A 21,097-nucleotide genomic window follows, 5' to 3' on the forward strand; every position below is an offset into this window, starting at 1 on the left:
TTTTCCATTGTACATCCAATTAAACCAAGAGGTAGCACATTATATTTCTTATGCTTTATCAACCTTGTAACTACGGTTGGCCGTCATCCTGCCCTGAAACTTCGGGGTGTTCAGGATCTAAAATGAAGAAGACACTGAAACAAGCCTGTCTGCAGCAGGCAGGTTCAGAGTGACGTAAGGATCTGGCTTGATAATGAATCAAGAGAGGCGATAGTAACAGGCATAAAAAAAGCCCCGACATGTCGGGGCTTTCGATTTATAATTATCGAGTTCAGAAGCTACTTCACTTCCTCATACTCTACATCTGATACATCATCTGCTGAGCCTTCTGAAGACCCTGCATCACCAGCATCTGCTCCCGCATCAGGACCTGGCTGTCCACCTTCAGCAGCTTGCTGTGCAGCGTACATTTCTTGAGAAGCAGCTTCCCAAGCTTTGTTCAGTGCCTCAAGTCCAGCATCGATAGAATCAACATCCTGACTTCCGTGAGCCGTCTTCAGATTAGCTAAAGCTTCTTCGATTGGCTTCTTATTCTCCTCTGAAAGTTTATCACCGTACTCGCTCAATTGCTTTTCCGTCTGGAAGATCAATGAATCAGCAGTGTTCAGCTTATCAATTTTCTCTTTCTCTTTTTTGTCAGTTTCAGCATTTGCCTCCGCTTCCTGCTTCATTTTCTCGATTTCCTCATCTGTAAGTCCAGAAGAGGCCTCAATTCTAATGTTTTGCTCTTTTCCAGTGCCTTTGTCTTTAGCAGACACGTTCATGATACCATTTGCATCGATATCGAAAGTCACCTCAATTTGAGGAACACCTCGTTGTGCTGGTGGAATATCACTTAAGTGGAAACGGCCTATAGTTCTGTTATCCTTAGCCATTGGTCGCTCACCTTGTAAAACGTGAATCTCTACTGAAGGCTGGTTATCCGCAGCAGTTGAGAATACTTCAGACTTCTTAGCCGGAATAGTAGTATTAGACTCGATAAGTTTGGTGAACACACCACCCATTGTTTCGATACCTAGAGAAAGAGGCGTTACATCTAGTAACAATACGTCTTTCACTTCACCAGTTAATACACCACCTTGGATCGCTGCACCAATTGCAACAACCTCATCAGGATTTACTCCTTTAGAAGGTTTTTTACCGAAGAACTTTTCTACTTCTTCCTGAATTTTAGGGATTCTTGTAGAACCACCAACCAAGATTACTTCGTCAATATCAGAAGTGCTGTAACCAGCATCGTCCATTGCTTTTTTCACTGGCTCCATTGAACGTCTTACCAAGTTTTCGGCAAGTGATTCAAATTTCGCTCTAGAAAGTGATCTTACTAAGTGTTTTGGCACACCATCAACTGGCATGATATAAGGCAAGTTAATCTCTGTTGAAGCAGAAGATGACAATTCAATCTTAGCTTTTTCAGCAGCTTCTTTCAAACGCTGCAATGCCATTGGGTCTTTTCTTAGGTCGATGTTTTCATCGCTTAAGAATTCTTCAGCCAACCAATCGATAATTACTTGGTCAAAGTCATCACCACCAAGGTGAACATCACCATTAGTAGATTTTACTTCGAATACACCGTCACCCAATTCAAGTACAGAGATATCGAATGTACCTCCACCCAAATCGTAGACAGCGATCTTCTGATCTTTATCTTTTTTATCTAATCCATAAGCCAAAGCTGCTGCTGTAGGCTCATTGATAATTCTCTTTACTTCTAAGCCTGCAATCTGACCAGCTTCTTTAGTCGCTTGTCTTTCTGCATCATTGAAGTATGCTGGAACAGTAACAACTGCTTCTGCCACTTCAGTACCCAAATAGTCTTCAGCAGTAGACTTCATTTTCTGAAGTATCATTGCTGAAAGCTCTTGAGGTGTATAGTTTCTGTCACCGATTTTTACTCTTACGGTGTCATTATTTCCTTTTTCTACCTCGTAAGCAATACCTCTGAGCTCTTCAGAAACATTAGTATGTTTCTTACCCATAAATCGCTTCACTGAGCTAATGGTATTCTTCGGGTTGGTAATCGCCTGTCTCTTTGCTGGATCACCCACTTTTCTCTCCCCGTTGCCATTATCTAAAAATGCAACGATGGAAGGAGTAGTTCTTCTTCCTTCACTGTTAGGAATCACAACTGGCTCATTACCCTCCATTACCGCTACACACGAGTTGGTAGTACCTAAGTCAATTCCAATAATTTTTCCCATGATCTATAAATAAATTTCTTCTTAATCAATTTGCTGTTCTCCCTTTATCAATGGTTGTGCCAATTGAAATTCACTGACATTTGGTGACACATTGGCAGAATTGAAATGTCTTAAGTAAAAGATACCTGACACATGTTATATTTGTGGCAATTCAACCCAATAAGAATTGATATTTCTCTATTACCTGGTTTTAAAGCCACTGTCACTTTTGCCTTGGCCCCTGGCATATGGCGTCTCTAATTTTTTATACCTCCTGCTCTACAAAGTATTTCGTTACCGGGTAGATGTTGTAGACCAGAACATCCGCAACTCATTTCCTGAGTTCACAGATAAGCAAGTGAAGGAACTCCGAGGGAAGGCACTCAAAAACTTTTTTGATGTGATGATTGAAGGCTTCAAGGTCTTTAGCATGAGTAATGAAGAGCAACATAGACGTATGGTGGCCACCAACCCCGAAATTGTTGACAAGTACCTAGAAGACAACCGAAGTGTGATCATCACCGGTGGGCACTACAATAACTGGGAGTTCATTGCTAACGGCATTAACCCTTGGATGAAGCATCAGACTTGCGGAATTTACCACCAGTTCAAGAACAAATTCGTTGAAAGAAAAATGCTGGAGAAGCGAAGCAGAACTGGCATGTTACTCGTTTCTAGAAAGCAGGTTAAAGAAGGGTTTTTCGATACATATGATAAGCCTCTGGCCACATTTTTTGCCACAGACCAATCTCCTACAATTGCCAAAAAAGTATACTGGACCACTTTCTTAAATCAAGAAACTGCCGTTGCTTTCGGTGCCGAAAAGTTTGCTAGGTCGCAAAACGCTGCAGTGTTCTATGCCTACAACGACAGGGTGAAAAAAGGGCATTATCAGATGACCTTTAAACTACTCTGCGATAACCCTAATGAAATGCCCATGGGAGCCATTACTGAAGCCCATGTGAGAACACTCGAGGAGGTAATATTGGACAAGCCAGAGTTTTGGCTTTGGACACACAAGCGATGGAAGCGCAAAAGAAAGCCAGGAGAATAGCCTGTACTTGTATTCAAAGCAGTAATTTTGAACAAGTTAAATCGGCAATTGCTCGTTGTCGAAAACCCTAAATGACTCAGGTTCTCTACTATCTTATTATTAAACCGATTTCACTCCTACCCTGGCGTGCGCTCTATATGCTGTCAGATTTTCTCTATCTGATTATTTACAAACTGTTTAAGTACCGTATAAAAGTTGTTAATCAGAATTTAGAGAATTCATTTCCTCAGAAATCGGCTGATGAAATCAAAAAGCTCAGAAGACAGTTCTATCGACACTTTTGCGACATAACCGTGGAAAGCCTTAAAATCTTTAGCATCAGCGGTGAGGATGCCAAAAGGCGGTTTGTAGTGACCAATCCTGAAATACTTCAGCCCTATTTTGATGCTGGCCGAAGCGTCATCATTGCGGGGGGGCATTATAATAACTGGGAGATGCTAGCAGTTGGGGTTGATAGTTACATTCCCCACCAATCTGTTGCTATCTACCACAGACTTGGCAATAAATTCATGAACGAGAAAGCCCTGAGCTCCAGAGGCAAGTATGGGCTAAAAATGGTCTCAAGGCAAGAGGTCAAGGACTACTTCAAAAACACCACTGAACTAACCGCAACTATTTTCGGAGCAGATCAGTCACCAAGCATTGCCAAGAAAGTCTATTGGATGCAGTTTTTGAATCAAGAAACTGCCGTGATGTTCGGGGTAGAAAAGTTCGCCAAAGAAAAGAACTCACCAGTGATTTTTGGGGGAATTGAAAAAGTGAAAAGAGGTTTCTATGAGTTCACCATAGAAGTACTGATCGATGATCCCAGCAAAGTTGAGCATGGGATTATCACAGAAGCGCATACCAAAAGATTGGAGCAACAGATCATAAACGACCCTCAATATTGGCTCTGGACACATAAGCGTTGGAAACGCAAGAGAAAACAAGGGGAAGAATAAGGCATTTCCATGGCCATCAAACCGATCTCGATCTACATAATTAAACTGTATTTAAACAGGCAACCATTTTCTTAGCTGAGACTGAATAATTAAATTCAGAGCTCTATAAGATGTCAAGAAAAGAAGTATCCAAGATTAATTTTAGACATGTAGGCCTAGTAGCACTGCTGTTTGTGAGTCTAGTGATACTTAAGTCATGTCAACAAAAAGAGGCCGTATCCACCGAATTCAATGTTAGTTCAGATTCATCAATCTCATCGAGCTACGTTCCGGATCAGGTAGATTTTAATTTACATGTCAGGCCATTACTCTCAGATCGTTGTTTTGCCTGTCATGGACCAGATGCTAACAAAAGGGAATCGGGGTATAGACTAGATACTGAAGAGGGAGCGTATGCCGCGCTAAAAGATAGGCCTGATGTTTTCGGGATAGTCCCCGGAAATGCCCAATCCTCGGAAGTAGTTCACCGTATTAGTTCGGAAGATCCAGCATTGGTAATGCCGCCACCAACTTCCAACCTGAGCCTCACTTCAACTGAAAAAGAAATACTGACAAAATGGATAGATCAAGGTGCAAAATGGAAAAAGCACTGGTCGTTCATACCCTTGGAAGAGCAAACAAGACCACAAACTGCTGAATGGGCTCAGAACGACATTGACAATTGGGTAGCACTCAAGTATGTAGAAAAAGGATTTACCCCTGCTGAAAAGGCATCCAAAGAACGGCTTTTGCGCAGAGCTAGCTTTGACCTAACTGGCTTACCTCCTTCTGACGAATTAAGAAGGGCCTTCCTTTCAGATAATGCACCGAAAGCCTTTGAAAAGGTAATCGATCAGTTGATGTCAAATCAAGCCTATGGCGAGCACATGGCCACTTCATGGCTCGATTTAGCCCGTTACTCAGACACCCATGGCTATCAAGATGATCTCGAACGCATCATGTGGCCTTGGCGAGATTGGGTAATTAAGGCTTTCAACGAAAATATGCCTTATGACCAGTTTGTCACATGGCAATTGGCAGGCGACCTGCTACCTAATCCTACCAAAGAGCAAATTCTGGCTACTGCCTTCAACAGGAACCACAAAATCACCCAAGAAGGTGGTGTTATTCAGGAAGAGTATAGAGTGGAGTATGTGACTGATCGTGTCAATACCTTTGGGAAAGCCTTTTTAGGGCTAACGCTTGAATGTGCCAAATGCCATGATCATAAATACGACCCTATCTCACAGAAAGAGTTCTTTAGCGTCTACTCCTTCTTTAATTCAGTTCCAGAAAAAGGCAGGATAGACTATGGTGAAATCCCTGAGCCAAAGATCAAAATTACCGATGCAGACCTCAATGGAATTCTAAGCTTTGTTAATGCATCGAACTTCAATGGTGACGACTTGAGCCTTATGGTTATGAGGGATTCGGTAAAACCAAGACCGACCTATGTCTTGAATCGAGGCCAATACGATGCACATGGAGAGCGGGTCTATCCTACTACTCCAGCTGCCGTCAACCCATTTGGCGATGAGCTTTCTAAGGATAGAATGGGACTAGCAAAATGGTTATTCGCGAAAGAAAACCCCCTAACCGCAAGGGTAGCAGTAAATAGAATTTGGCAATCATTTTTCGGCTCGGGACTGGTTAATACGCCTGCAGACTTTGGAAATCAGGGCAGTCTCCCTTCTCACCCCGAGCTCCTAGATGACCTTGCCTATCAATTCATGACTTCGGGTTGGAATATTCGTGACATTCAGAAGAAGATCATGCTGTCCGCAACCTATCAGCAAAGCTCCAAAGTGAGCCCAGAATTGTTGGAGAAAGATCCTGAAAACAAGTGGCTTACTAGAGGGCCAAGGTATCGCATGACCTTCGAAATGATTCGCGACAATGTACTTGCAGTAAGTGGCCTCCTCGATCGAGAAGTTGGTGGTCCGAGTGTTAAGCCCTACCAGCCGGATGGCCTTTGGGCTGAAACTACTTCTGGAGTTGGGCTGACGAATTACATTCCCGACAAAGGAAAGTCTCTATATCGCAGAAGCTTGTATACCTTTTGGAAACGGACGGTTCCTCCACCTGCCATGATGACTTTTGATGCAGCCTCCCGAGACCTTTGCGAAGTAGACCGCCAAAAAACCAATACACCACTTCAGGCTTTGGTGATGATGAATGACCCTCAAATATTGGAAGCGTCAAGGGTACTAGCCTACCGGGTATTGACTGAGAGAAAATCCGACTCGGACAGACTCAACTTTGCCTTCGAAAAAATCTTGGGCAGATCCCCTAGCCAACAAGAAGCTGATATATTGGATAGCTTCCTAAAGAAGGAGAGGGAACGTTTTGAACAAGCACCTGACCAGGTAGAAGCATATCTGACGGTGGGGCAATATAGACAGGAGGCACAATCGGCAGAAGTTGCAGCCTATATGTCCATGATCAATACAATTTTTAATTTAGACGAAGCTGTTTCTAAAACCTGATATGCATAAGGAAGAGGAAGAATTTCAGTATAACATGAATAGGCGACACTTCCTGTCGAAGGCCAGTCTTGGTCTCGGTGGCTTAGGACTAGCTTCTCTGCTTTCTCCAAAAAGCCTACTCGGTAATAGTCGAACGCCAGGCCCAGAAGACTTTCGGCATATCGCTCCCAAAGCCAAGCGTGTCATATATCTATTTCAAAGCGGAGGCCCCTCGCAGCTCGAGCTTTTTGACTACAAGCCTACCTTAAGGCAAATGAATGGTGAGGAATTACCAGAATCAGTCAGAAACGGACAGCGCCTTACCGGCATGACATCTGGGCAAAAGAACTTTCCGCTTGCCGGCTCTATTTTCGACTTTAAGCAATATGGACAGAGTAGAGCTTGGGTAAGTGACATCATGCCTTACACTTCCAAAGTGGTAGATGAGCTATGCTTTATAAAGAGCATGCATACCGAGGCCATTAATCACGATCCTGCGATCACCTTTTTTCAAACAGGTTCGCAGCAGCCTGGTAGGCCAAGCATGGGATCATGGCTAAGCTACGGACTGGGAAGTGACAATGATAATCTTCCAGCATTTTCGGTGCTTCTCTCAAGAGGAAGTGGACGACCCCAAGGCCAACCACTCTATTCTAGACTGTGGGGAAATGGTTTCCTAAACTCGATCCACCAAGGAGTTCAGTTCAGATCTGGCAAAGATCCCGTTCTCTATTTGAAAGACCCTAAGGGCATGTCTAAAATGGACAGGCGTAGCATGTTGGATCATCTATCGCAATTGAATTCCATTCACTCAGCAGAATTTGGCGACCCAGAAATTAATGCCCGAATTGCTCAGTATGAACTGGCCTACAGAATGCAGACGTCCGTTCCCGAAACCATGGATATCACACAAGAGCCAGACTATATCTATAAAATGTATGGGGCGGATGTGGCACAGCCGGGGACTTTTGCCGCCAATTGCCTTTTAGCAAGAAGGCTAGCGGAAAGAGACGTCCGCTTTATCCAACTCTATCATATGGGTTGGGATCAGCATGAGAATCTTCCTGGTGCCATTGAAAAGCAAGCCAAAGACGTAGATCAAGCATCGGCTGCCTTGGTCATGGACCTAAAACAAAGAGGAATGCTCGATGATACACTTGTGATTTGGGGTGGTGAGTTTGGCCGAACGAATTATTCCCAAGGCACACTGACAGATACTAATTATGGGCGTGATCATCACCCAAGATGCTTTACCATATGGATGGCAGGAGGAGGCATCAAGCCGGGAGTGTCCTATGGAGAAACTGACGATTTTGGATACAATATTGCCAAAGACCCGGTTCATGTACATGATTTTCAGGCCACTATGTTGCACCTTTTAGGCATTGACCACGAACAGTTGACCTATAAATATCAAGGTAGAAGGTTTAGACTGACCGATGTAGGTGGCAGAATTATCCATGACATTCTAGCGTAGTTTTGATGAATCGCAGGGCATTTGTACAAAAGACTTTAACGGCATCTACGGCAATTGCAGCGATGCCCTCCCTCCTTGTGCCCAACAGCACCGAGGAATTGATTCTTGGTCATAATTCTCATCGATATCGAATTGATACCAAGTGGGGAAAGCTCGACCCTTCCAAATATCCAGTAAAGGATTGTCATGAAATGGTTCAGGACTCCCAAGGACGAATCTTGTTACTGACGAATCACACGAAGAACAATGTGCTCGTCTATGATAAGTCTGGCAAACTGCTTAAGACATGGGGTACCGAATATCCAGGGGGACATGGGTTGACACTTTCTAAAGAAAATGGAGAAGACTTTCTATTCATTTCCGATAATGATCGTCACCAAGTGATTAAGACCACTATAGACGGAAAAGTGGTCATGACTCTGGACTACCCAAAAGAGTCGGGGCATTATGAAAAAGCTGACCAATACATTCCAACAGAGGTAGCCATCGGTCCGAATGGCGATATCTATGTAGCCGATGGCTATGGGGCACAATGGATCACCCAGTATTCCCACAGTGGCAAGTTTGTTAGAAGCTTTGGAGGTCGAGGAGATGGACCTGAAAACCTTCAAAATGCTCATGGTATCTGTCTAGATACACGAAACTCATCCAATCCCAGTCTGATTGTATCGGCACGAGAAGAGAATGCTTTTAAACGCTATAGTCTAGCGGGCGAGTATTTGGAAACCATCCCATTGCCGGGTGCTTATGTTTGTCGTCCGGTGATTCATGGCGATTACCTCTATGCTGCAGTGCTTAAATCAAGAGCTTATGGAGACGACCCTTCTGGATTTGTTACCATTCTCGACAAGGAAAACAAAGTAGTTTCCAACCTAGCAGGTAGCACTCCAACCTATTCAAGTGGCACGCCTGATGAAATGTATCAGACGATCAAGGTCTTTATCTACCCGCACGATGTCTGCATCGATGATGATGAGAATATGTATGTTGCCCAATGGAATTCGGGTCATGTTTATCCTTATAAACTGACTAGAGTATGAGAAGGTACTATCTAATCATACTATCCCTTATTTGTGCTTTTGCCCTCCATGCGCAAGAATATCAATTGGCCAAGCCATTGATTAAAGTCGAGGGAGGTCCATTTTTCGAGAAGCAAGCAATGGTAGTTGCTGACTTTCGCTTGGAAGGAGCTAAGCTTTTTTATACCCTCGACAGTTCTGAGCCATCAGAAAAATCCAAACGATATAGAAAAGCCATCAAAATAAAGACTGGTAGTACATTCAAGGTCAAAGCATTCAAAGAGGGCTTCATACCTTCTGAAACCGTCACTACAGAACTGGTACAACTTAGAGAAAAAGTTGTCAGCGCAACGGTAAGTCCAGAGCCAAGCAAGACCTACGCTGGTGATGGTGCCAAAACACTAGCCGATCGGCAAGGAGGCTCATTGAATTTCAGAGATGGTAATTGGCTTGGTTATAACGAGGGACCTATTACTATCACGTTAGACTTGGGAGAGGTTAAACCAGTAAATGAAGTCATAATCAGTACACTTACTTCTTCTGGATCTTGGATCATGCCACCGACATCAATATCGGTTCGAGGCTCTTTCGATGGCATTCACTTTATTGGTAAGCAGGAATTAGATATTCCTCGTTTAAAACAAGAAGACCCGTCTGGTAAGGCATATTATAAGTTATCCCTTTCAGAAGCCAAATACAGATTTATTGAGCTGGTCATTAGTCCACTTGACAAGTTGCCAAGCTGGCATCCAGGAAAAGGCAATGCAGCTTGGGTATTTTTGGACGAAATCATAATCAACTAGATGAACATTAAAGAAAAGCCACTTCTTATTCTTTTATGGTCGCTGAATGCCATTCTTGTGCTGCTGGTTGTTATCCCAATTTCGGAATTACCAGCAATATTTCAGTTTGTAGGACGACTGCATCCTTTAGTGCTTCACTTTCCAATTGTGCTTATCCTGGCATCGTTTCTATTCGAAGTATTAGCACACAGGGCAAACAAACCAGCATATGCTGAACCTGCATCTCTCCTCCTTTGGTTAGGAGCTTTTTCAGCGGTATTTAGTGCCATTGCAGGCTACCTCTTATCGGTAAATGGTGGCTATGGCGGAAACACGTTTGCATTTCACCAGTGGTTTGGATTAGCCACGTCCGTTATTGCGGCCCTATTGATTCAGATACGGGAAAATGAGGGCTTTGCAAAACTATTTATCCCGGCCTTCGGTGGTCTGACGATTCTACTCATTGTCACAGGACACTATGGTGCCTCCCTAACTCATGGTGAGGATTTCTTGACAGAAGTATTTGAAGAAAGCGCCACTTCTGCCCTAGTCGACACCGAACCCATATTCACCCAAGTCGTCAAGCCCATTCTCGAAAGCAAATGCACGAGCTGCCATAATCCCAACAAGATCAAAGGGGGGCTTTCCCTGGCCTCAGCAGAAGAAATTATGAAGGGTGGAGAAAATGGAGCAATTCTTAAACCCGGTGATGTTTTGAATAGCACATTTACTAGTCACTTGATACTTCCGACAGAGGACAAGTTACATATGCCTCCAAAGGGAAAGGCTCAGCTAAGCAATGAAGAAATTAAGATGCTTGAGTATTGGGTAGCATCTGGCGGCTCATTCAGCCAACTAGTAAATGAGATACCTGCAGAAGACCCAGTTCAAACAATTCTAGCCGGTTACTTTACTCCAGAAGAACCATTAGATATCGATTTTGTCTCCGCTCAAACACTGTCTTCTCTTAACACCAGTAAGGTCAGTATAAAGCAGATTGAGAATGATAAACCCTACTTAGAGGCTTATGTCGGTCAGCACGATTCGCTTCAATTAGCAGAGATAAAAAGTCTAAGAAACGTTCGAGAACAGGTCTACTCCCTCGACCTTGGTGGAAGCCGCATTGACAAATCAATTATGAAGGAGGTGGCCAAGTTTGAGAACCTGCATCGGTTATACCTTGACAATACGGCAATAGATGATGCCATGATCGGTTCCTTGCGTAAACTGAAGAATTTGGAATATTTGAACCTTTACGGAACGAATATTACGCGCAAGGGAGCTGCTCAAATGCTTGGCCTAGAGAGTCTAGAAAAGCTTTATTTATGGCAGACAAAAGTGAATGCCGAAGACTTAGAAGAACTCAAATCGGATTATCCGGATGCAGTTATTAATGGAGGATCAATAGGTGATACTACCTTTGAGGAAGTTCAGCTCAACACGCCTCGCATGGTTTATGAATCGAGTTTCTTTGACGATAAAATGACGATCACTGTTCCTTACAGCTTATCGAATACTGATATCTATTACCAGATTGGTAATGACGATCCACAAATTCTTCAGGGAAGAGAAATAGAACTTACAGCAAGTTCCAAGGTCACCGTCTATGCTAAAAAAGAAGGTTGGAAAGACAGTGAAAAAGCTGAGCAAGCCTTTATTCTCGTTAGACCCAATCGCTTCAAAAAGAACGATCTCAAATTTGACCCAAAAGGCACCTACAAAGCAAAAGGTATCGAAACCTTGTTTGACCTTAAGAAAGGAAGTGAAAACTTCCGAGACGGGAATTGGCTTGGCTTCAATGGCGATGATATGATCGTAGATGTCGAGCTTTCGGAAACTCGCTCTTTAGAATCGGTATTCATCAGTACCTTGGATGATACAGGTTCATGGATATTTCCTCCAACTGAATTGGAGATCTGGGGAGGAAGCACTTCTGGCAATCTCAAAAAACTCAATACCCTTTCCATTAGCTCTCCCGATGGTCCTGAGCCTAAACATATGATCATTCATGAACTGACATTTGACAAAGCAGATTTGAAGTACGTCAGGGTAATTGCAAAGAACTATGGAGACCTACCTGACTGGCACCCAGGGAAAGATACTCCGGCATGGCTATTTATTGATGAGATTGCTTTTCAGTAGTTATTTCCTCACCAGCTAATGATCTAGGTCCACGGCTAATACACGACATTTTTTAGTACTTTTGCAGCTCAATTTAGTATCAATGAGTTTAGCGCAGGAGATAGATAAAAGAAGGACTTTCGGTATTATTAGTCACCCCGATGCGGGTAAGACAACTTTGACGGAGAAGCTTCTATTATTTGGAGGTGCCATTCAAAAAGCGGGAGCTGTTAAGTCGAATAAAATCGATATGCATGCTCGTTCGGACTGGATGGATATTGAAAAGCAAAGAGGTATCTCTGTTGCTACCTCCGTGATGGCTTTTGAGTACGAAGGGAAGCGCATTAACCTGTTAGATACGCCTGGTCACCAAGACTTTGCCGAAGATACATACAGAACGCTGACCGCAGTCGATTCGGTGATCATGGTGATTGACTGTGTGAAGGGTGTGGAGATTCAGACCGAGAAGTTGATGGAGGTTTGTAGGATGAGAAAAACTCCTGTGATCTCATTCATTAACAAACTCGACCGTGAGGGTCAAGATCCCTATGATCTATTAGATGAAATCGAGAATAAGCTCGGTATCAATGTTCACCCTCTCAGTTGGCCCATCGGAATGGGGAAAACTTTCCAAGGGGTTTACAGTCTTTATGACAAGAGTCTACGCTTATTCAAAGCTGGCCAACAACAACTCCATGAAGAGGCTACCAAACTCGAAGATATCAACGATCCCAAACTGGTTGAATATATCGGTGAAAGCTATGCAGCACAGCTTCGCGAAGATGTCGAAATGCTTGATGATTTGTATGGCCCATTGGACAGCGATGCCTATTTAAGTGGAGACGTTGCTCCTGTGTTCTTTGGCTCTGCGGTCAACAACTTTGGCGTGAAAGAATTACTCGATGCCTTCCTAAACATTTCTCCCAGACCCATAGGTCGAATGCTGGATGAGAAGCAGGTCGAACCTGATTATAAAAACTTTACTGGTTTTGTGTTCAAGATCCACGCGAACATGGACCCTAAGCATAGAAACAGAATTGCCTTCTTAAGAATCTGCTCAGGTAAGTTTGAAAGAGGCTCGAATTATTTCCACACGCGTCAAGACAAGAAATTTAGAATATCGCAAGCCACAGCCTTTATGGCTCAGGACAAAGAGACGATTGATGAAGCCTACCCTGGTGACATTATTGGCCTCTATGACACTGGGAATTTCAAAATCGGTGACACGCTCACTGATGGTGAAGGCGGTATGTATCGTGGCATCCCTAGCTTCTCACCAGAGATTTTCAGAGAGGTAATTAACAAAGACGCCATGAAAACCAAGCAGTTGGAAAAAGGCCTTAACCAGTTGATGGATGAAGGTGTTGCGCAACTCTTTAACTTTGAACTAGGAAGCCGTAAGGCTGTTGGTGTTGTTGGTCAGTTACAGTTCGAGGTGATTCAGCACAGGCTGAAGCATGAATATGGCGCCACGGTTGAGTTTGCAGGTATGCAACTCTATAAGGCCTGCTGGATCTCGTCTAAAGACGAGAAGAAGCTCGATGAGTTTATCGCTTCTAAGCAAAGACATATCGCTAAGGACAAAGACGGAAAGCTTGTTTTTATGGCAGAGTCTAAAGCTTGGCTCCAAATGGTTCAGGACAATTTCCCTGATATTGAATTCCACTTTACCAGCGAGTTCTAATGAAAAACATTGTACAACCTCTTTACGAAGACAATCATCTATTGATTGTCAATAAACCGGCTGGAATCCTCATTCAAGGAGACTCCACTGGAGACAAACCATTAGTAGAACACTGCAAGGACTATATTAAAGAGAAGTACAATAAGCCAGGGGCTGTCTTCTTGCACCCAGTCCACCGATTAGATCGGCCTGTAAGTGGTGTTATCGTATTTGCACGAACTTCTAAGGCTTTGGAGCGAATGAATAAAATATTCGCTACACGCAAGGTTCAGAAGACTTATTGGGCTATTGTAAAAAAGCACCCTCCACAGAAAAAGGGTAGACTAATGAGCTGGTTAGTCAAAGACCCAAAACGGAATGTTACTACTGCTTATTCTGAAGAAGTTGAAGGTGGGCAGAAAGCCGAGACAGATTTCAAAGTACTGGGTAAACTGAACAATCACTACCTGATTGAAGTGGAGCCATTGACAGGTCGACCGCATCAGATTAGAGTCCATCTCGCTGAAATGGGTTGCCCGATCAGAGGTGATCTTCGTTATGGCTTCTCTAAACCAAATCCAGACAAGAGCATTAATCTACATGCACGTAGACTTTACTTTGAACACCCAGTGAAAAAAGAGCCTATTGTAGTTAGAGCGGGTTTACCAGGAGATCAGTTCTGGGAGCAGTTCCTTACTCTTGAAGACATCAAGGTGAAGGACAAAGACATTGACAGGCTTTACTAAGAGTTATTTCTAAATCCATTATCTATTCACTTTTTCACTCCTTAACTTAAGAATATGAAAAAGGCTCTTCGCATAATCGCCATTGTAGTGCTTGGTCTCATTGCCCTACTTTTCGTAGGCTTTCTAATTCTAGATGAGAAGTTACCAGAAGGAGAATGGAGCCCTGAAGCGGACCTAATGGCCGAACAAATGTTAGCGGCTATGGACAAAGAAGCCTGGGATAATACTGATGGTGTAAGTTGGACTTTCAAGGGGATACATGACTACGATTGGGATAGAGAAAACCATGTGGTTGGTGTCAAGTGGGACGACAAGGAAGTGGCACTGCAACCCCAATACAAAACCGGAATAGTCGCCAATGGTGGTGATTATACAGGCACTGAGATTAGCGAGATGGTCACTACATCCTGGGATTTCTTTAATAACGATAGCTTCTGGCTTTGTGCCCCCTATAAAGTGTTTGACCCCGGAACGGAGCGAAGCATTGTAACGCTAAAAGATGGTAGAAAAGGACTGAAGGTCACCTATACCTCTGGCGGCACTACTCCTGGCGATTCTTATGTATGGATCTTGGGAGAAGACTTTTTACCTGTTGCGGTAAAAATGTGGGTCTCCATTATACCCTTAGGAGGTATCGAGTTCACATGGGAGAATTATGCCTACCTATCTTCGGGTGCTATGATCGCACAAGATCATTGGTTGTATGGGATGGTCAATATTGATTTGACCAACGTGCAATAAAAAAGCTCTACCTATACGGAGGCCCTGCAAGCCAGGCTACAATTGAATGTCGAGTTCCTTTGGTGATCGGGGTAACACGATGCATAATAAAGGAAGGGAACACTACAACAGTGCCCTTATCCCTAGGTGCATCATATGTGTTTTTATTAATCTTGAATTGAAGATCACCACCCTCATACTCAGATGGGTCAGAGAGTTGCACTGTTATACTCAATTTACGATGTGAAATCTCCCCTGCTCCAAAATCCAGGTGCCAGTCAAAAAAATCGCCAATTCCATACCTGGCAAGCTGTAAACGATGATGAAAGCCCATCAGGTCATAGCCATAGCGTTCATTATTGCAGTTTATCCCGAGTTGTCCTAGTTTCTGATAGATCCATGCATTTTCATCACTATCATCGATGAAAGTGAGCTTCGTTTTTCTTAGTTCTTCGTTGTATTCAGCACCGCTCCCACTAAGTGTGGCATCCACTTCACTGTCTGCATTCCAGAGGGCTCTTATTTTATCTACTTCTTGAGGGGAAAAGAAGCGATCGAAAACAACAAATTCGGCAAAATGAGGCCTAGTTGGCTGGTGGAATGGAAAGACTACGGACATTGTGTTTGTGTATTATTTATAGAATGATTTAAGCTAATCAAAATTCCAAAAAACAAAAAACCCTGATGGATGATCCATCAGGGTTTTAATTCTTAAGCTGTAGAGACTACTAGTCTTCTATTACAGACTCGGCTAGTACAATCACTTTATTGTTGAGTACTTCTACTACACCGCCATCGATCACAACAACCTCATCTTGACCAGAAGCCTTGATGGTCATTTTGCCTTTACCCAAGGCACTAATCATTGGAGCGTGATTGCTCAGTACTTGAAACTCGCCATCACTTCCAGGGAAAGTCACTGAAGACGCTTCGCCTTCAAATATCTTCTTGTCTGGAGTTACAACTTCTAATAACATAGTATTGCTTAGTTAGCGGCTGCTTCAGCCAATAGTTTCTCACCTTTCTCTCTTGCTTCCTCGATAGTACCTACCAAGTTGAAAGCTGCCTCAGGAAGATCATCGTGCTTACCATCCATGATTTCGTTGAAACCTTTGATAGTGTCTTTGATGTCTACCAACACACCTGCAAGACCAGTAAACTGCTCTGCTACGTGGAATGGCTGAGAAAGGAATCTCTGAACACGTCTTGCGCGTGTTACAACTAATTTATCTTCGTCAGACAATTCGTCCATACCAAGGATGGCGATAATGTCTTGAAGTTCTTTATAACGCTGCAAAGTTTCTTTCACACGTTGTGCACAGTCATAGTGCTCATCTCCTAAGATGTCAGCCGTCAAGATTCTTGAAGTAGAATCCAATGGATCTACCGCTGGGTAAATACCTAGCTCAGCAATCTTTCTTGAAAGTACCGTTGTTGCATCCAAGTGAGCAAAAGTTGTCGCTGGAGCAGGGTCAGTCAAGTCATCCGCAGGTACATATACTGCCTGTACAGATGTAATTGAACCATTCTTAGTGGAAGTAATTCTTTCTTGCATCGCACCCATCTCTGTTGCCAAAGTTGGTTGGTAACCTACCGCTGATGGCATACGACCTAGAAGGGCAGATACCTCAGAACCCGCTTGGGTAAATCGGAAGATATTGTCAATAAAGAATAGGATGTCTTTTCCTTGGCCATCGCCTTCACCATCACGGAAGTACTCAGCAATAGTAAGACCTGAAAGGGCCACTCTTGCTCTCGCACCTGGAGGCTCATTCATTTGACCGAATACGAAGGTTGCCTTAGATTCAGCAAGTTTTTCGCTGCTTACCTTAGAAAGGTCCCAGCCACCTGACTCCATAGACTCATTGAACTCTTCACCGTAGGTTACGATGTCAGACTCAATCATCTCACGAAGCAAGTCATTACCTTCTCTTGTTCTTTCACCAACACCAGCAAATACTGAGAGTCCAGAGTATGCTTTCGCAATGTTGTTAATCAACTCCTGGATCAATACTGTTTTACCAACACCAGCACCACCAAACAAACCAATCTTACCACCTTTTGCGTAAGGTTCGATCAAGTCAATTACTTTGATACCTGTGAATAAAACTTCGGTTGAAGTAGAAAGGTCTTCAAATTTAGGAGCAGCCCTGTGAATAGGAAGTCTCTTGTCTCCTTTTGGTTGAGGGATACCATCGATAGCTTCACCAACTACGTTGAAGAGTCTACCTTTGATGTCTTCACCAACAGGCATTGAGATAGCCACGCCAGTATCAGTTACGTCCATGCCTCTAGTCAAGCCTTCGGAAGAATCCATCGCGATGGTTCTTACTCTGTCTTCACCTAAGTGCTGCTGGCACTCCAATACTACTTTTTGACCGTTTTCTTTTGTTACTTCTAGTGCGTCAAGAATGTTCGGCAATTTAGCGCTCTCGGCATCGAAACTTACGTCTACGACCGGGCCAATTACCTGAGTGATCTTTCCAATATTTGCCATTTGTTATTCTTTATTAAGAAAGGAAAAATGCGATTAATTTTCTGGGGGCAAAGGTATGCGTATAATGTATTAAACCAAAGGCTTATCTCGAAAATAGCGGGTATATTTTACAGTAGTTTTAGGCAGACAAAATGATCCGAAAAACTGTACCGACATCTACTTGTGAAGATTTAACAAAAATCCGCCCATTGTGGTAATTTTCAATGATTCTTTTCACCAAGGCCAGGCCCAAACCCCAGCCTCTTTTTTTAGTGGTAAAGCCAGGTTTAAAAACCTCACTGACCTTTCCTTTGGTAATTCCTTTACCGTCATCAGCTATATCTACGAAAACCTCATGTTCAGATTCCTGACCAATGGTCACGGTAATGTTGCCAATACCGCTCATTGCGTCAACTCCATTCTTGACAACATTTTCCAAAACCCATTCGAAAAGTGGCTTATTGAGGTTGGCCATAATATCTTCCGAGCCCCCCTCAATATTGAGATTGACTTTTGAAGAGACTCTAGGTTTTAAGTAGTTCAAAAGGCCATTGACAGTATCATACACGTTTTGGCTCTTTAACACTGGTACCGAACCGATATTTGAGAATCTCTCTGTGATCATCTCAAGCCTTACCACATCCTTTTCGAGCTCCACAATAATATCATCCCTATCCTTCATCTCGTCCATTCCCTTGAGGTATTCTACCCAGGCGATCAACGATGAAAGTGGAGTTCCTAGCTGGTGAGCAGTCTCTTTGGCCATTCCTACCCATACTCTGTTTTGCTCGGACCTTCGGGAATAACTAAAGGCCAAGTAGGCTATAAAACCAAAAATGGCAATCACTGAAAGCTGGATATAGGGATAGGTACTGAGTTGTCTCAACAGGTACGAATTACGATAGTAGACGTACTGAATATCAGAAATTTCACCCTTGGGACCATTGTGAATAATGATCTTGAAGGGATCATTTTCGGATCGCATCTTTCTGAGCATTCGCTCTCGTAAACCGGCTTCTTCCCCTACATTTCGTGCATCATAGATTTGTTGGGTAGCTGAGTCTACCACAATCACGGGTAATGTGTTATCCGGACCAATGATGTTATTAGAAATAAAAGTCAAAGCGGACGCATCGACCTCAGGTAAACTTGAGAATTCAACAGCTTGCGCCCAAAGCTTAATTTTATCTTCCTCCCCTTTCTTCAGCTTGGCTACCAAACTATTGGTATAAACAATTGACCCACCGCCAATGATAATGGCCACAATCAGGATAAACCATTTGATCCTTGCCTGATTGGTGTAAAAGTCAATATTAATAGCTCCTTTGAAAGGGTTTTGCATGCCGAAAAGTAATAAAAATCTCACCTTTTAAACGACCTTCCTTCTGGAATCGCATATTGACCCCAAGGGTAAGGGGGTGAGAAAATCTCTGGAGAAATCAAATGGCATAGGTTATTAGCCCACTCCTACTTAACTTAACTCTGTAATTCCGAACAAACTTTATGAGTGAAATGCACCTTCAATGCCAGATTTGTCTATCAGGCCATATGTCATTATTGTCAGAGTTAGACAACAAGGAAATGACGAAGATCGCTAGCCGAAAGTCTAGAGTGGCTTATAAAAAAGGACAAATACTATATTATCAGGGAACAACACCTATGGGTTTGTTTTGCATTCACTCAGGCAAAGTCAAAGTCACTCATGTTGGCCAAAATGACAAAGAACAGATCTTATATATCGTAAAGGAAAACGACTTCTTAGGCTATCGTTCTCTCTTAAGCGAAGAGCTATATACAATGACTGCTACGGTAATTGAAGAGGCAGAAATCTGCTTCATCCCAAAAGAAGACTTTTTAGAAGTCATTAGCAGCAACCCAATATTCATGCAAAAATTATTGAAATATGTATGTCATGATTTGGGTATCATGGAACAAAAGTTATCGCAGTTTATTGGGAAAAATGTTAGAGAACGACTGGCATCTGTTCTTCTTATGCTTAAGGAGACATATAAAATGGAAGGAGAAAAAAGTGAGTCCATTGCTATAAATCTGACCCGCAAAGATCTAGCTGGCATTACCGGGTCAACCACCGAAACTGTAATCAGACTCTTATCGGAGTTTAAAGATGAGGGCTTGGTAGCGATTGAAAACCGAAAAATTCGAGTCATAGAAAGTGAAAAACTAAGTCATATAGCAAACTTCACCAGCTATAATGACTGATTAGACCAGTGACTTGCGCTCTAAGTCTAGGTCCATCAGAAAACTATCGATCACACCTTGCTTTACATGCTCCATTACCACAATCTTCCACCATTTTACATTATCTCCATGGGCATCTGGCACGAGCATATATTCGTTAGCAAGCTTTGCAGAAACAAACTGAGATTTAATGGTCACTATATTCATCTGCGGGTTCCGGAAGTACTCAACACCTCTTTGGTCAAGGTCTGCACATAGGCGATCTGTTTTCCTCAGCAGTTTCTGAATTTTTGACTTCCATCCATCAGAGCCATAAGTCCTCATAATCATCCAGATGGCAATGGCATTTGCTCCAGACCGACTGCCTACCAAGGTATAGTCCTTTCCTTTTACATAATTAGCCTCCTCCGTCAAGGCGTATTCCATAAAGCCTTTGCGTGTCAGGTAAATCCCAGTACCATATGGAGACTGCAGCATTTTATGGCCATCCAGAGTGAAGGAATTAATTTTAGGGTTCTGAAAGGTTAAAGAGGACTCTTCAGTAGCAAAAGGATAAATATAACCACCGAAAGCACCATCGACATGCACCTTATAATCAACATTTAGATCATCTAACCATGTCGTTATTTCATCGATATCATCAACCGATCCAAACATAGTTGTCGACATATTCATAACGACAATAAAGTGCTTAACTCCAGCATCTCTCGCTGACTTAATACAATCTTCTATGCTCGACTTTTCTACCCTTCGGGTATCCTCTGAAACTGAAGTAACAAAAGACTTAAGTCCTAATAGTTTAGATGCCTTTGGCATAGAGTAGTGTGCATCTTCTGAATAGATCACACCTATTTCATCTGGCGTTGACTCAAATTCAGTTTCATAATAGCGCTTCAATATCCAAATCGCCTGAATGTTTGCTTCCGTTCCTCCTGAGGCAACATAGCCATCGAAGGCTTCATCTTCTCCAGCAAAAATTTGTTGGGCGCATAGGTCTATCAGTTCTTTTTCAATTTTATGAGTTCCTTCAAAGGCCGCCTCTGATTCATTTAAGGTATGACAACCGATATGATTTGGATTGGCGATAAGGGCCGACAGAAAAGGTGCATCTTTTAAAAATGGAGCATCGTCATAGAACACTTCAGAATCCAGATAAGACGCTGGCAATCCCAAAACTGGCTTCTCCCTGTAGTCCAGGTTCCTTTCTAAGGCAGAGAAAATGATCTCTTTTATCTTACTATGTGAGTAACTATCCCAATGCATAAAATGTAACGC

The 21,097-nt window shown here is 42.9% G+C and carries 17 protein-coding genes; 11 read left to right on the forward strand and 6 right to left on the reverse strand.

The features are described from left to right. Positions 1-278 precede the first annotated feature (278 nt). On the reverse strand, positions 279-2,201 hold the full coding sequence (dnaK, locus tag J4E76_RS13790) for a molecular chaperone DnaK (protein ID WP_208505115.1): 1,923 nt from the start codon (positions 2,199-2,201) through the stop codon (positions 279-281). Positions 2,202-2,367: 166 nt separating this feature from the next. Between dnaK and J4E76_RS13795 the strand changes: the two genes are divergently transcribed. The 10 genes from J4E76_RS13795 to J4E76_RS13840 all read left to right on the forward strand — a co-directional run bounded on the left by J4E76_RS13795 (position 2,368) and on the right by J4E76_RS13840 (position 15,168). Continuing rightward, positions 2,368-3,234, forward strand: a complete 867-nt coding sequence (locus J4E76_RS13795) for a lysophospholipid acyltransferase family protein (RefSeq protein ID WP_208505116.1) — start codon at positions 2,368-2,370, stop codon at positions 3,232-3,234. Positions 3,235-3,305: 71 nt separating this feature from the next. Next, the gene (locus J4E76_RS13800) at positions 3,306-4,175 is read left to right on the forward strand and encodes a lysophospholipid acyltransferase family protein (protein ID WP_208505118.1); all 870 of its coding nucleotides are present in this window, start codon (positions 3,306-3,308) and stop codon (positions 4,173-4,175) included. Between the two features lie 110 nt (positions 4,176-4,285). Next, the gene (locus tag J4E76_RS13805) at positions 4,286-6,640 is read left to right on the forward strand and encodes a PSD1 and planctomycete cytochrome C domain-containing protein (RefSeq protein WP_208505119.1); all 2,355 of its coding nucleotides are present in this window, start codon (positions 4,286-4,288) and stop codon (positions 6,638-6,640) included. Between the two features lies 1 nt (position 6,641). Next, on the forward strand, positions 6,642-8,096 hold the full coding sequence (locus J4E76_RS13810) for a DUF1501 domain-containing protein (protein ID WP_208505121.1): 1,455 nt from the start codon (positions 6,642-6,644) through the stop codon (positions 8,094-8,096). A gap of 5 nt (positions 8,097-8,101) precedes the next feature. Continuing rightward, positions 8,102-9,136 (forward strand): 6-bladed beta-propeller, encoded by a 1,035-nt coding sequence (locus J4E76_RS13815; protein ID WP_208505123.1) that lies wholly within the window; start codon positions 8,102-8,104, stop codon positions 9,134-9,136. Further along, entirely contained in the window at positions 9,133-9,918 is a 786-nt protein-coding gene (locus tag J4E76_RS13820; protein ID WP_208505125.1) for a chitobiase/beta-hexosaminidase C-terminal domain-containing protein, read from the forward strand. Before J4E76_RS13815 ends, J4E76_RS13820 begins: the two co-directional genes overlap by 4 nt. Beyond that, a complete protein-coding gene (locus J4E76_RS13825; protein ID WP_208505127.1) occupies positions 9,919-12,039 on the forward strand; it encodes a c-type cytochrome domain-containing protein in 2,121 nt (706 codons plus the stop codon). Positions 12,040-12,121: 82 nt separating this feature from the next. Beyond that, complete coding sequence (locus J4E76_RS13830; RefSeq protein ID WP_208505129.1) at positions 12,122-13,702, forward strand: peptide chain release factor 3; 1,581 nt, start codon at positions 12,122-12,124, stop codon at positions 13,700-13,702. After that, a complete protein-coding gene (locus tag J4E76_RS13835; RefSeq protein ID WP_208505131.1) occupies positions 13,702-14,427 on the forward strand; it encodes an RluA family pseudouridine synthase in 726 nt (241 codons plus the stop codon). The genes J4E76_RS13830 and J4E76_RS13835 overlap by 1 nt, the downstream gene beginning before the upstream one ends. Positions 14,428-14,481: 54 nt before the next feature. Then, positions 14,482-15,168: a hypothetical protein gene (locus J4E76_RS13840; RefSeq protein ID WP_208505133.1), complete on the forward strand. Its 687-nt coding sequence runs from the start codon at positions 14,482-14,484 to the stop codon at positions 15,166-15,168. 7 nt (positions 15,169-15,175) lie between these two features. Here J4E76_RS13840 and J4E76_RS13845 read toward each other — a convergent pair whose 3' ends face one another. The 4 genes from J4E76_RS13845 to J4E76_RS13860 all read right to left on the reverse strand — a co-directional run bounded on the left by J4E76_RS13845 (position 15,176) and on the right by J4E76_RS13860 (position 18,989). After that, the gene (locus tag J4E76_RS13845) at positions 15,176-15,766 is read right to left on the reverse strand and encodes a 2OG-Fe(II) oxygenase (protein ID WP_208505135.1); all 591 of its coding nucleotides are present in this window, start codon (positions 15,764-15,766) and stop codon (positions 15,176-15,178) included. Between the two features lie 109 nt (positions 15,767-15,875). Beyond that, positions 15,876-16,124, reverse strand: coding sequence for an ATP synthase F1 subunit epsilon (atpC, locus tag J4E76_RS13850; protein ID WP_069842771.1), 249 nt, complete (start codon positions 16,122-16,124; stop codon positions 15,876-15,878). A gap of 8 nt (positions 16,125-16,132) precedes the next feature. Next, on the reverse strand, positions 16,133-17,644 hold the full coding sequence (gene atpD, locus J4E76_RS13855) for a F0F1 ATP synthase subunit beta (protein WP_208505137.1): 1,512 nt from the start codon (positions 17,642-17,644) through the stop codon (positions 16,133-16,135). 118 nt (positions 17,645-17,762) lie between these two features. Then, complete coding sequence (locus J4E76_RS13860; RefSeq protein ID WP_370592810.1) at positions 17,763-18,989, reverse strand: PAS domain-containing sensor histidine kinase; 1,227 nt, start codon at positions 18,987-18,989, stop codon at positions 17,763-17,765. Positions 18,990-19,126: 137 nt separating this feature from the next. Here J4E76_RS13860 and J4E76_RS13865 point away from each other — a divergent pair, with 137 nt between their 5' ends. After that, the gene (locus J4E76_RS13865; RefSeq protein WP_208505139.1) at positions 19,127-19,843 is read left to right on the forward strand and encodes a Crp/Fnr family transcriptional regulator; all 717 of its coding nucleotides are present in this window, start codon (positions 19,127-19,129) and stop codon (positions 19,841-19,843) included. Here the strand turns inward: J4E76_RS13865 and J4E76_RS13870 are convergent, their stop codons facing one another. Next, positions 19,844-21,085, reverse strand: coding sequence for a pyridoxal-dependent decarboxylase (locus tag J4E76_RS13870; RefSeq protein WP_208505141.1), 1,242 nt, complete (start codon positions 21,083-21,085; stop codon positions 19,844-19,846). Positions 21,086-21,097: the final 12 nt, after the last annotated feature.

The sequence above is a fragment of the Roseivirga sp. E12 genome (genome assembly GCF_017592825.1).
In the GTDB taxonomy this organism is placed as follows: Bacteria; Bacteroidota; Bacteroidia; order Cytophagales; family Cyclobacteriaceae; genus Roseivirga.